The organism is Bernardetia aquimarina (assembly GCF_042180575.1).
In the GTDB taxonomy this organism is placed as follows: Bacteria; Bacteroidota; Bacteroidia; order Cytophagales; family Bernardetiaceae; genus Bernardetia.
On the sequence record NZ_CP170094.1, the window covers coordinates 23,462 to 35,998 of the forward strand.

A 12,537-nucleotide genomic window follows, 5' to 3' on the forward strand; every position below is an offset into this window, starting at 1 on the left:
GTACTGACAGACAAGATAGTTCGCAAATCAGCTAATAAAGAAGCATAGACTGATAAATCCATAAATTATAATACCGAGTTCAAGTTAGTTAGTGATTATTTTTTCTGAAATCCTAACCACATATTTTTTTTTTGCTTTAATATTTTGCAGCAAAATCATTCAATAATTTGTTATCTATCAATTTTATTATTTCCCTAGCTGTTTGTGTATCAGGGCTTTTACTTCTGTAAACAGTTTTCAAACTATCGCTTGCAGTTTCATTATATTCTCTTCCACAAGATGTATCTAAACTTGCCCCATTTTTGACAAGCAATTCCAAACAAGCAATAAAATCTTCATTTATTTCCATCGGAAAATCAATTCTTTTTTGTTCGTATTTGGCATAAATAGCATAAAAAAGAGGTGTTTGTGTAATTTTATAAGGACTTTGTTTGGGTCTTTTATAGGCAAATTTTTTCTCTACTGCTGCGCCATTTTCTAGTAAAAACGTTACCATATCCACATCTCCAATTTTGGTAGAATACGCCAAAAAAGGATAGGGACAGCCATAGTCTACCGAAATAGAACCTTCTAAAATCTTCTCTTTTATAGCTGCTGTATTTCCACTTGTATATTCATTGCAGGTAGTTTCTCTTTTGTAAGTCGTAATTCCTAAATAACCAATCATTCCAAAAACACCTATAAAAATAGATGCAATAATGCTGATAGCTAGAATTTTTACTGCTTTATCTTCCATTGTTGTTTATTATTTGGGGTTGAATTTTTTTTTAATCAAAAAATCCCTAGTCAATAGAGATTGAATAAGGATTTTTTGTTTGTTACTTTATGAAATTGAGAATTATCTAATTCCGTGTGACCATTTTATCATCCAAGGAGAAAGAATCAAAGCTAAAATAGCAAATCCAATTGCTGCAAATCCTACTTGAGAGAATACAGTAGAATAAGTATAGAGCTTTTCCATTCCTTCACTAAAATTAGCTGCTTGGTCTGCCGTAACTCCTGTTATTAGTTCTACTAATCCATCAATAAAAGTAGGTTCTGTGGCTGCTTGTGTTCCTTCAGCTTTTCCACCTGTTGTAAGAGTTGCAATAATTCCTGCAATATGGTGAGCAAATGCAGAAGATAAAAACCAAACTCCCATCATAAAGCCCACAAATTGTTTGGGTGTAAGCTCGGTTACTTTAGAAAGACCTACTGGAGAAATAAATAACTCTCCTGTTGTCATTAATAGATATCCCAAAATTAAAAATATCATTGGTACTTGTGCACTTTCATTTACAAAACGAATAGAAAGAGCAAAAATCAAAAAGCCTAATCCTAATTGACCAATTCCTAAAGCAAATTTAATAGGTGTATAAGGATTCATTTTTCGTTTGGAAAGAGTCACCCACATCACAGAAAATGGAATTGCAAATAAGATAATAAAAAATCCGTTAATAGAGTTGGTTTGTGCTGCATTCATCAATACTAAATCGACACTATTTTTTGCAAAAAGCGTAAGAGAACTACCACTTTGCTCAAAGAATGACCAAAAAACGGTAATAAAAAAGGTAAGTAAGGAAACTACAAAAACTCGTTGAGCTTCTTCTTTTGATATACTTATCATAATATAAATTATATAAGCAATAGAAATAGCTAATGCACTATATAAAATCCAAGAAACATATTCATTTTCCCAAACTAAAAATGTAAAAATAGGTACAGACATAAAAGCGAGTACATATACAACTGATTCTACCATTTTCGAAACTGTACCTTTTCCATTTGGAGGATGTCCTTCATTTCCAAAAATATTTTTTCGCATTCCATCCCAAAAGAATATCAATCCTGCAAGCATACCTACACCTGCTGCCCCAAATCCCCAGTGATAACCAAACTCTACAGCTAACCAACCACATACTAAAGGTGAAATAGCTCCACCAATATTAATGCCCATATAAAAAATAGTAAAACCACCATCACGTCGTGGATCACCTTCTTGATAAAGACTTCCTACAAAAGAAGAAATATTAGGTTTGAAAAAGCCATTTCCTACAATGATTAGAGCTAGAGCAGTATAAAAAGCTGCTTCATTTTCAATTGCCAAAACAAAATGTCCTATAGCCATAAGAATTCCTCCTAATATAATTGCCTTTCGATATCCAAGTATCTTGTCTGCGACCATTCCACCTATAAAAGGTGTTGCATAAACTAATGAACCATAAGCAGCATATACCACGATTGATAATTTTTCACCATTTGGAAGCCCATTAAACAAGACATCAGTCATGTAAAGAACAAGTAAGGCACGCATTCCGTAGAAACTAAATCGTTCCCATAGTTCTGCAAAAAATAGATAAAAAAGTCCTTTTGGGTGTCCAAACATTTCTTGCAAGTCGCCATCGAATGCGTCCTTGTCTGGTTTTGCTGGTATTCCTTCTGTTGCCATATAATTGGTATTGGTTTGTATTTTATGAGTAAATAATTTATTTTTAGTATTTTTGAAAATACGTCTTTCAGTACTGCGAATTTATGAATTTATAATGAATAATTTTGAAACAATTATAAATTAGAGGAGAATCAAGGGAGAAATAAACGTAATTCATTCTTTATCAGTATGAAAATAATTTAAGCAAGTTAAACAAAGTCATTAAATTATCCTCAAATAGTTTGTTATATTTACATTCCCTTAACAAAACAGCTCTTTTAAAATTAACTTTACATGCTATCAGTAACTATTTATTGACTTAGGAAGTGGTAAATTATTTCCTTACAAATAAATAAAATGTATTTTTACTGGTAACTATTTACTGATAACTGGTAACTGAAAAACTTATGTTCGATTTTGATTTTCGATTCTTAAATACAGAAAACAAACCCACATCTTATTTTGATAAACCAGCTTCCATAGAACAAGAAGGAGTTTATTTTGATGGAGAAATGCTTGCTTTTGAAGATATTCAAGAAGTAGTTCGGTATCGCAACCGACTTTCCTTTATTATTAAAGCAGGTGCAAGAACAGCCGTAGATGAGTTTTTATTACCTCACTTCAATGGTTTTATGATTCGTGTAGATGAAGATGAAGCCTTTGATATAAAAAGTCAGATTGATAGAAGATATACAGAAATCCAAGTAGAGGAGCGAAAAGAAGAACTAAAAGCACAAGATGAGCTACATAATTTTAGAAAAGCTGAGTGTCCTACGTGTAGAAGTCATTTAGATTTATCTTATCTACGACCGACAAAATATATTTTTTGCAGATATTGTGATTCCATTTTTAATAAATATGGAAATTATACTGACTTGAATGATTACAAAATTTGTCCTGTTTGTAATTATTACAATCGTTTGCAGGTTACGCCAAAAGTTGAAGCCTATTTTTATGGAAAAGATGAGAAAGCATTTTCTTTTGAAAAAGTATATCAATGTGATAGCTGTACAGAAAGAGAATTACGTCCTCGTTTTTGGAAAAATGTACCTTTTATAATTGGTGCTTTTGCTGATTTTATAGCTAAAAATAAAATAGAAACAGATATTGACTCCTCGTATGCCGAACTTACAAAAGCAAATTTATTGGGATATTGGGGACAAATAGAAGAAGCCAAACCTCTTTACGAATCGATGTTTTTGTATGTAAAAGACCAACCAGGGGTGCTTTATGATTTCGGAAAAGCCTATTTAGATACTGCTTTGTTGCTATTGGAAGATGCCGAATTTACAGGTGAAGATGCTGCTTTGCCTTATATTCGTGAAGCTGTTCGCTGGCTTTCTCGTTGTCTGCGAATGTGTTCGAATTATCAGCCTGCTATCAAACTTTTTGAAGATAATGAAGAATTGGAGTATGAAATAGATGACGATGAATTGGATGATGATTATTAATAGGAATCATAAAATAGAGATTGGAGACTAAAAATCTGTGTAGCTAACAGATGCAAAATAAGAATTAAAAGCAAATCAATCAACTTTTTCAAATTCTAATTCACCACCTTTAGCTACATCATAAAGCGTGAGTCTGGTAGCTTCATAAGAAGTAACTTTATAACAAGTTATTTTTTCATCACCACTTCCAATCACTAAAAAAGTTCCTTTTTTGTCATAAGTGCCATTTTCATCAGGGCATTTGTCATAGATTGCAAAAACGGTATATTTATCTTTCGAATTATTTTTTTGAGTATTTGTGTTTTTTTGTTGGTTTGAATAGTTCAAGTTTAGAGTAGAATATATTTTTCTACCTTCAAAAGTTAAATATAAAGATTTCGTTTTTTGTCCTGTATTTTCAATTAATCTCCATTTTCCATCTAAATTAAAATTAGGAGTTTTGATTGTTTCTATTCCATCTAAAGAAATAGTAAAATTACTAGAATCAGTAGGTGAAATAGTGTAAAAGTGTTTATATTCTTTCTCGGTGGCATTTTCCAAGCAAGAAACAAAAAGTAGTGTGATTCCTGAAAAAAGAAATGTAAAAATGAAATATTTAGAAAGCATTGTAAATAAATAATAAGTAAATAATCAAAAATAAAATAATCTTACTAAAAATGAACCTTATGCTGTTTGTCTTTTCTTCTGAAAAAAAATCTATAAATTATCATCGTTTTTATTATATGATTAAAAGTAGTGTTTTTTATATACTATTTTTTATATTTAGTTCTGTTCTAAGTATAAAAAAAGGTGTTGCACAAGACTATTCTAATCAAAATACAAAGAATGATTCAATAAATAAAGTACGAAAAGAATCTCAAAATCAAGCAAAAAAATCATATCCAAGCATATTAAATGCTACAAAAAACACAATGAATGTGCTTTGTAGCTCCGAAATGCAGGGAAGAGGATATGTTAATAAAGGTGAACAACTTGCTGCAAATTACATTGCAGAAGAATTTGAAAAAATAGGATTATTGAAGTACAAAAGTAGTTATTTTCAGTCGTTTAATCTAAAGTCTGTAAATACTTTTCCAAAAAAAATACAATTAAAATCTAAAAATTATACTTTTCAAGGAGGAAAAAATTATTTAGTTGCTTCTTTTTCTAATTCTGGAAGAGGAAAAGTAGGTGTTTTATATTTAGATTCAGCTTTTTTTGAAAGTGATTCGGCTCTTTTGGCATTTAATAAAGTTTCCTTAAAAAATAGTGCTATCATGTATTCGGATAAATGGACAAAAAAAATACAAGTAGAAAATCCATCTTTTTTAGAAAAAATACAAGAAGCAAAGGCTGTCTTTATCAGAACAAAAAAATTGATTGGTGTTCCTTCGCCTATTGCTTATTCAAAACCTTATTTTGAAGTTTTGGATAGTATTTTCCCAGTTTATGAACCTCTTGATTTGGTAGATTTGGCAGACTTAAAATTAGCAAAGAAAACAAATAAAATTAAAACTTTAAAATTCAAAGTAAAGTCAGAACTTGTGGAACTTCAACCTTCTCAAAATGTCATCGGTTATATAAAAGGAACTGTAACCCCTGAAAAAGTTATTGTTTTTTCGGCTCATTACGACCATTTGGGCAAAATGGGCAAAGATGTTTATTTTGCTGGTGCAAATGATAATGCTTCTGGTGTGGCTATGCTTTTGGAGTTAGCAAAATATTATGCTGAAAATCCTCCTGAATATTCAATAGCTTTTATGGCTTTTGGTTCGGAAGAAATTGGTATTTTAGGTTCAATGTTTTACACTAAAAACCCACTTTTTCCATTAAAAAACATTCAGTTTTTGATAAACTTAGATTTGGTAGGAACAGGCGAAAAAGGAGCAACAGTAGTCAATGCAACTATTCATGAAAGAGAATTTGCCTTATTAAAAAAGATAAATACCGAACAAAATTATTTAAAAACAATAGAAAGTAGAGGAGAAGCAGCCAATTCTGACCATTATTTTTTCCATAAAAATAGAGTTCCTAGTTTTTTTATTTATTTGAATGGAGGAAGTCAAGCCTATCACGATATAAATGATACTCCTGAAAATGTATCTCTTTTTGCATATCAAAATCTGTATGAGCTTTTGATAGAATTTGTTGGTCAGTTATCAATAAATAGTAACCAGTAACCAGATTATAATTAATATTTGTTGTTTAAGAATAGGTTTTGTGCATTTATTTGTTGGTGTCGCTATGCTAAAACACCAATAAAGGCTAGGAATAGTAACCAGTATTATAATCATTATTTGTTATTACCCCAAAAAAAAAGACATAAAAAAAGGCTTTCAAGTAGCAAATTATCTAAAAGAATTTTTAAATAATTTGTCTATACCAAAAAGCCTTAATTAATACCTTGAATCAAATCTTAAATTAAGTATAAAGTCAAAGTAGTAGAAACACTAGAGTTAGTTAGAGTAATTCTTATTTGTGTGTACGTTCGTCAGAAACAGTAAGTTTATGACGACCTTTTGCACGTCTAGCACGAATTACATTGCGTCCTCCTGGAGTTTCTGAACGTGAGCGAAAACCATGTTTGTTTTTACGCTTGCGTTGTGAAGGTTGAAAAGTACGTTTCATAATAGTATGGATTAAATAAATTAAGAAGTCAGAACTGAAAATCAGCGTAGCTAATTAAGAAGTTGAAATTAACAATACAGAATAGTAACAAATTTCAATATCTATCTTTTATGCTTAAATCATTCTTCTTAAATCGTTTTATGAATGTTTTAAAACAATAAGGTTGCAAAATTACAAAAAGAGTAGCGTATCTACAAGAGTTATCTAAAATTATAATTGATTTTCTGCTAAAAAAGAATATTTCAATGTAATTCTGACTTTTTAAATCAGATTTCTTACTTTATTTATCTTTCTACAAGCATTTTATTTACTTCTGTACGTTGAGCTGAACGAAAATGAACAAAATATTCTCCATTTTGCCATCCATTTATATCAATAATCAAAGGCGACTTGTCAGCTTCTACAGAAAAATAGAGTACACCATCAGCATCATAAATCTGAACAGTCGCATGCATATCTGTACTTGGTAAGTGAATTTTGATATACGAACTTTCTACTTTTGAAGGTACAAATTGATTAGACGCTAATGTAAGAATCACATCAACAGGCATACTATCAGAATAAGTAATTTTACCAGCCGTATTCAAAATCTTTAAACGATAATGCAAACGAGATGCAAATGCTTTTTTGTCCACAAAAGAATAATATTCTATATCGTTGCTCTGAATAGTTTCGATAGTGGTAAAATTTCGCCCATCTATACTACGTTCTACTTCAAAGTAAGAAATAGGAACAGTTTCGGCAGCCGATTGTAATTGCCAACGCAGAATAACAGTTTTTGGCGAAGTTGCTTGTGCTTGAATACTCACTTCTTGTGCATAACTATCAGCATGTGTATTGAAAGAGCAAAAAATTAAAAGCAAGAAACAGCCTATAATGTGTGCAATAGAATTAAGAGAGTAATATATAGTTTTTTTTCGCATAGCCTTTAATATTTCAAAAATAATCAGATAAGAATCTAGTTTGAGCAACTCTTTTGGTAAGATAAGATAGTATTTTTCAAAGAACAAATCATCTATCCTTCAACTAAAATAGTCAGAATCTATACCAATAACCCTATAATTTGAATTATAGTATGTAGAAAAAAGTGTTTTTCGATAAATCTATCTTACTTAGCTACAAAACAATCTTTTATTTCTGCAAAAAAGGGAATTTTTTTACTTCTGCTTTCATTCGTTTTCCTTCTCTTACTTCCACAAAAATTTCACTTCCTGCTTTTGTAAAGTCTTTTTTGAGGTATGCCATTCCAATAGATTTACCAAGTGAAGGCGATTTTGTACCTGAAGTAACTTCTCCAATTTGATTTCCAGCAGTTGAAGAATCAAAAATGAGGTGATGCTGACGAGCAATTCCTTTATCCAAAACTTCAAAACCGATTAATTTTTTGCTAACTCCTTCTTTCTTTTGAAGTTCTAAGGCTTCACTATTAATAAATTTTTTGTTGAATTTTGTTATCCAACCCAATCCAGCTTCCAAAGGCGAAGTCGTATCATTTATATCATTTCCATACAGACAAAAACCCATTTCTAAGCGAAGTGTATCTCTTGCAGCTAGTCCAACAGGAATAATTCCGTGTTCTTTTCCACTTTCCAAAATTGCATTCCAAACCTTTACAGCATTTTCATTATTTACATAAATCTCAAAACCTCCTGCACCTGTATAACCTGTATTCGAAATGATTACATTAGGAACATCTGCAAAAGTATCTTTTACAAAATGATAATACGGAATTTCTTTCAAATCAACCTTTGTAAGAGATTGTAGCGCATCAATAGCAGCAGCTCCTTGAACAGCAAAAAGACTAATTTCATCAGAAATATTTGTCATTTCTACACTTTTAGGTTTGTGTTGCATCATCCAATTCCAATCCTTTTCAATATTAGACGCATTGACAACCAAAAAATAATCATTTTCAGCCATTTTATAAACTAACAAATCATCTACAATCCCACCTTTATCATTTGGAAGACAAGAATACTGAACTCTTCCATCATAAAGTGTAGCAACATCATTTGAAGTCACATACTGCAAAAAAGCCTCAGCTTCTTCGCCTTTTACAGAAAATTCGCCCATGTGTGAAACATCAAACATACCTACTTTTTCACGAACAGCGTGGTGTTCGGCAGTTTGAGAAGCATACCAAACAGGCATTTCATAACCAGCAAAAGGAATTAGTTTTGCGCCCAAAGCTGTATGTACATCGTGTAAGGCGACACGTTTTAAATCAGTTGAAGGAGTAGTTTCAGACATGTTATTTTTTATTATTGGATTAAAATCAATGTTTTTTTTGATGCTACAAAAGTATGAATTTTTTTTCTAATCTATCTTTAAGAAATGTGAACTAAACAAATTAGATTCTTTGTATCTTTAGATTAGTATTCACTTAATTATTTTTTTTGTATTAAACATCAAAATCTATTTAAGTTGATTAAAAAAGATTTTAAAAATAAGGTTTGAATTTTTGCTAACAGTGCCTTATCTTGCCTTATTATTTAGAATGCTGTTGTTGCAAAAATAATTTTATCAATAACAACAATAAAAAATCTTTAATCTTATTTTTCGTGGTTCAACGTACTACTATTATTACTATTTTGAGTGTTTTTGGGCTTACACTCTTTCTTATTTTTCTTTTTTTGATACAAAAAGCTGCTTGGAAGCAAGAAAATGACCTTTTAAAAACTGAATTAGATAGCCTTCGTACAAGTAGCCAAAATTTAGCCTTAGAGTTTGAAGAACAAGTCGAACAAAGGCGTATTTCGGATTCACTGATGCACCGAAAAGTATATGATAATTATTTTGATGCTTATGATGCCCAAAATTTTAGGTTGTATGCACTTTATAAAGACACAGAACGAAAATATGGTTCAGATAGCAATTTGGCTCGTGCCTTTAATATCGAAAACCCAGAATCTATAAAAAGTAATAGAGTTTTGGGCGAAATGTGGTATATTGTTCCTATTAAAGGGGTTCATTTTGTAGAAAAAAAACAAACTTGGACAAGTATTGCCAAAAAATATTATCATAATTTAAACGATTCTACCCTACTCAAAACGTTTAATAAAGAACTAAAGCCTAATCGTTTTGTGATTGTGCCTTTTAATTAATGATGTTATTACTATGGTATATTTGGTAATGCTGACTTTTATTTAGGAATAAAAATAAATTAAGATATTAATCTTTGTTGGTGTTTTAGAAGTTGTTTAAGAATGAGTTTCGTATTTTTGTTGGTGTCGCTACGCTAAAACACCAACAAAGGCAGTGTCATTTTTCCATAGAATTGGGTTTGCAAACCCAATTCTATGGAAAAATGAACATTCTTAAACAACTTCATTAGTGTAGTATACTCAATCAAAAATGGTTTTCGAAAACATAAAACTGTCAGACACTTTAACTTCTTTGAGGGCTAAAGCCGTTCATAAGTGTCAGTACAGTTCAAAAAATAAATTATCTGACACCTTTGAGGTGTACGATAAATTTTATTTTCGAAAACCAAAAATGTATGAGTATAACATCAACAAACATACAGGTACAATCCATTCTTAAATAACTTCTAGCTTTGCCGTTTTGGCAGGTCGTAATTTTTAATTTTTAATCCGTAATTGTTTTTAATGGATACGATTTATACAGACAATCAAATTATTTTTATTTCTTCTCTTGTACCTGCTTATGCAGTTATTGGAGTAGGTTTTTTTTGTGTTTTTATTGGACTTGTTTTTTTTAAGAAAGTATATAAAAAAATACGCTTTTTTTGGCTTATTTTTGGTTTTGCATTGATGGCTTTGGGGGTAATGGATTTGAAAGTAGGCAAAACAAAAAAGCTAATTATTGATAAAGACCAGTCAGCACTCATAATATTAGAGCGAAAATATTTTGGAGAAGAAGTCAGAACTGCTATTCCTTTTGATAATTTTAGTCATATTGAAGTAATGCGTGATTGGACAATCCGACAAGGTAAACTTTTTTCTAGGGAAGAACTGACTTTGAGTGTTTCTTTAGTGCGTTGGGGATTAAGACCTATTGAACTAGGTATTTATAGTGAAAAAACTGTTTTGAAAGAACTTGTCAATAAACTCAGAACGACAGTTTCTTTTCCTGTATATTTGGTAGGCAATCCAGAGGATAAAAGTTATGCAAATTTTTCTAGGCAATTTCTGAATGCTGATAATGTAGAGATTGCGTATGTTTATCCATTATTAGAAGTTTCGTTACTTCCTGATTCTGTGCAGGTTACAGAGCCTACTTATGATCTCCCTCGTCCTATAAATATAAGCATAGTCAGACAAGGAAATGAAGACATGGCAATTTGGAATAATACGTATAATGTTTTTTGGATTGCTTTGGTAGGAATATTGACTTTTGGAGGGTTATTTTTGCTACAAAACTGGGTACTACCCAAAAAAGGGTTTGGAATTGCCTTTGCACTTTTTTATTCTTCTTTTATTATTGCTGGTGTCGTGTGGGTAGGATTTGTTTTGTCAGCGACTTTTAGTAAAACACAAGTTGAGTTTAGGGAAAGTAATATTTCTTATTCTACTCGTCTTTTTGGAATAAAAGCATTTGAGCAAATTACAGCAAAGGCTGATATAAATGATATGTTTCCAATATTTAATACAGTAAATCCTACGGATGGGCAACTAACTGTAATTACACTTAATGGACTAGAACTAATGATAAAAAATATAGGAGAACCAATAGATGCTGTTAATGCAGAGTTTAAAAAAGCACAAAATGCGCCTATGGATTATCGTATTTTGATTGATGTAGAATCTCTTACTATGGGCGAACGACTATTATTAGAAAAAGAAATGCGAAGGTATTTAACAGGAGAAAAATAATACAATTAAAAGTAGTTTATTAAATTTAAGACCTATAAAAAATATGAAAAGTAAAAAAAGATATTTACTCTTTACATCACTTTTGAGCTTGCTTGTCTTTGTAAGTTCATTCTCTAACCAGAAATATTTTACAGCTTTTCTATCGAATCAAATTTTAGAGGATAGCACAAAATACCCTTCTTCTGAGTTATATTTATTACAAGATATTAATAATCAACCTCTTCTGACACAAATCACAAAATATCCAAAAGATAAAATTAAAGGGAGTGAGCCAATAATCAAAATTCATCTTTATCCATCTTCTAAAAAAGCAAATGATTCTATTTTATCAGTAGAAGGATTGGTTTTCGATGTGGGGCAAAATCCTGATGTTGCTAAATTTAGCGTTTCGGCAGAAGCCATTCCCATGACAAAAGCTGATTCATTAGCAGAAATAAAACGTTTTGAAGGATTTTTGTATAAAAATGGAAAAGAATCTAAACCTGTAAGGTCGTGTAAGGGATTAATACAACCTCGTTGTTTGAAACTCTATTCCAAAAACTATGAAAATGACACAACAAATAAAGAAAAACAGATAGCAATAGGAAATATTACTTCAAAATACAAACTACATGAGCGAGAAAAATTGGTGTTCAAAAAAACAAAATCTGTATTGAAATTGATAGTTTTGGAAGATAGAAGGAAAAAAAATTATGTTTTGAAGTTGGACTTTCAAGGAGAAGATAAATTTAATAATAACCCAAATGTATATGTACAGTTGATAGGTTATGCAGGTGACTTTTCAATTCCTTTAGGGACTTTTGTCTCTGATGGAGTGAATCCAAATATATTATATCTTCCTATAGAAAAGGAATTAATAAAAAAATTACTAGAAGGAAAAGCTAATTATTCACTCAAATTTCAGAATCCAGTAGAATATCAATTTTCAGAAATTAGGCTAAATCAGTTTTAGTTAATTGCAACTAAAAACAAAGTTTTTTTAACAAAAAATATTTTTTAGAAGCTGTAAAAGGTCTAAAATTAGTAGCTCAAAAGAATCTTTGCGTGAAGGCTGTTTGAGAATTACAATCTGCAGGTCTGAGGAAAATGAATTGCTTTTGGCTACTTTGAGATAAATAATCTCAACTTGGTTTTATTTTCTAAATAATAGGATATTCAGTTTAGCTTAGAACTTTGTCGTTTTCAGCGAAGCTAAAACAAACACAAGCCATTTTATAATTTCACTAAATTATCAGAA

Annotated in this window: 11 protein-coding genes; 5 read left to right on the forward strand and 6 right to left on the reverse strand. The window is 30.6% G+C overall.

Annotation, left to right across the window (positions count from 1 at the left end):
• Nucleotides 1–136 precede the first annotated feature (136 nt).
• Both ACE193_RS00135 and ACE193_RS00140 read right to left on the reverse strand, forming a co-directional pair.
• A complete protein-coding gene (locus ACE193_RS00135) occupies nt 137–736 on the reverse strand; it encodes a hypothetical protein (protein WP_375560993.1) in 600 nt (199 codons plus the stop codon).
• Nucleotides 737–838: 102 nt separating this feature from the next.
• Nucleotides 839–2,428 carry a peptide MFS transporter gene (locus tag ACE193_RS00140; RefSeq protein ID WP_375560994.1) on the reverse strand — a complete coding sequence of 530 codons (1,590 nt, stop codon included), beginning with the start codon at nt 2,426–2,428 and terminating at the stop codon, nt 839–841.
• A 386-nt stretch (nt 2,429–2,814) separates the two neighbouring features.
• On the opposite strand from ACE193_RS00140, the gene ACE193_RS00145 reads away from it, so the two are divergent.
• On the forward strand, nt 2,815–3,858 hold the full coding sequence (locus ACE193_RS00145; RefSeq protein WP_375560995.1) for a hypothetical protein: 1,044 nt from the start codon (nt 2,815–2,817) through the stop codon (nt 3,856–3,858).
• Nucleotides 3,859–3,933: 75 nt separating this feature from the next.
• Here the strand turns inward: ACE193_RS00145 and ACE193_RS00150 are convergent, their stop codons facing one another.
• On the reverse strand, nt 3,934–4,464 hold the full coding sequence (locus ACE193_RS00150; RefSeq protein ID WP_375560996.1) for a hypothetical protein: 531 nt from the start codon (nt 4,462–4,464) through the stop codon (nt 3,934–3,936).
• Nucleotides 4,465–4,514: 50 nt separating this feature from the next.
• On the opposite strand from ACE193_RS00150, the gene ACE193_RS00155 reads away from it, so the two are divergent.
• Complete coding sequence (locus tag ACE193_RS00155) at nt 4,515–6,017, forward strand: M28 family metallopeptidase (protein WP_375560997.1); 1,503 nt, start codon at nt 4,515–4,517, stop codon at nt 6,015–6,017.
• Between the two features lie 292 nt (nt 6,018–6,309).
• Here the strand turns inward: ACE193_RS00155 and rpmH are convergent, their stop codons facing one another.
• The 3 genes from rpmH to gcvT form a co-directional block, all read right to left on the reverse strand.
• Nucleotides 6,310–6,465 (reverse strand): 50S ribosomal protein L34, encoded by a 156-nt coding sequence (rpmH, locus tag ACE193_RS00160; protein ID WP_375560998.1) that lies wholly within the window; start codon nt 6,463–6,465, stop codon nt 6,310–6,312.
• 284 nt (nt 6,466–6,749) lie between these two features.
• Nucleotides 6,750–7,388, reverse strand: a complete 639-nt coding sequence (locus tag ACE193_RS00165; RefSeq protein WP_375560999.1) for a T9SS type A sorting domain-containing protein — start codon at nt 7,386–7,388, stop codon at nt 6,750–6,752.
• A 208-nt stretch (nt 7,389–7,596) separates the two neighbouring features.
• Complete coding sequence (gene gcvT, locus ACE193_RS00170) at nt 7,597–8,715, reverse strand: glycine cleavage system aminomethyltransferase GcvT (RefSeq protein WP_375561000.1); 1,119 nt, start codon at nt 8,713–8,715, stop codon at nt 7,597–7,599.
• Nucleotides 8,716–9,026: 311 nt separating this feature from the next.
• Between gcvT and ACE193_RS00175 the strand changes: the two genes are divergently transcribed.
• The 3 genes from ACE193_RS00175 (at nt 9,027) to ACE193_RS00185 (ending at nt 12,252) form a co-directional block, all read left to right on the forward strand.
• A complete protein-coding gene (locus ACE193_RS00175) occupies nt 9,027–9,569 on the forward strand; it encodes a hypothetical protein (RefSeq protein WP_375561001.1) in 543 nt (180 codons plus the stop codon).
• A 504-nt stretch (nt 9,570–10,073) separates the two neighbouring features.
• A complete protein-coding gene (locus ACE193_RS00180) occupies nt 10,074–11,300 on the forward strand; it encodes a hypothetical protein (RefSeq protein WP_375561002.1) in 1,227 nt (408 codons plus the stop codon).
• A 43-nt stretch (nt 11,301–11,343) separates the two neighbouring features.
• Nucleotides 11,344–12,252, forward strand: coding sequence for a hypothetical protein (locus ACE193_RS00185; RefSeq protein WP_375561003.1), 909 nt, complete (start codon nt 11,344–11,346; stop codon nt 12,250–12,252).
• The last annotated feature ends 285 nt before the right edge of the window (nt 12,253–12,537 follow it).

Bases quoted from the DNA above. Each gene is read 5' to 3' on its own strand.
- ACE193_RS00140 (WP_375560994.1), bottom strand. From the start codon at position 2,428: ATGGCAACAGAAGGAATACCAGCAAAACCAGACAAGGACGCATTCGAT.
- ACE193_RS00150 (WP_375560996.1), bottom strand. From the start codon at position 4,464: ATGCTTTCTAAATATTTCATTTTTACATTTCTTTTTTCAGGAATCACA.
- gcvT (WP_375561000.1), bottom strand. From the start codon at position 8,715: ATGTCTGAAACTACTCCTTCAACTGATTTAAAACGTGTCGCCTTACAC.
- ACE193_RS00165 (WP_375560999.1), bottom strand. From the start codon at position 7,388: ATGCGAAAAAAAACTATATATTACTCTCTTAATTCTATTGCACACATT.
- ACE193_RS00180 (WP_375561002.1), top strand. From the start codon at position 10,074: ATGGATACGATTTATACAGACAATCAAATTATTTTTATTTCTTCTCTT.
- ACE193_RS00185 (WP_375561003.1), top strand. From the start codon at position 11,344: ATGAAAAGTAAAAAAAGATATTTACTCTTTACATCACTTTTGAGCTTG.
- ACE193_RS00145 (WP_375560995.1), top strand. From the start codon at position 2,815: ATGTTCGATTTTGATTTTCGATTCTTAAATACAGAAAACAAACCCACA.
- ACE193_RS00155 (WP_375560997.1), top strand. From the start codon at position 4,515: ATGAACCTTATGCTGTTTGTCTTTTCTTCTGAAAAAAAATCTATAAAT.
- rpmH (WP_375560998.1), bottom strand. From the start codon at position 6,465: ATGAAACGTACTTTTCAACCTTCACAACGCAAGCGTAAAAACAAACAT.
- ACE193_RS00135 (WP_375560993.1), bottom strand. From the start codon at position 736: ATGGAAGATAAAGCAGTAAAAATTCTAGCTATCAGCATTATTGCATCT.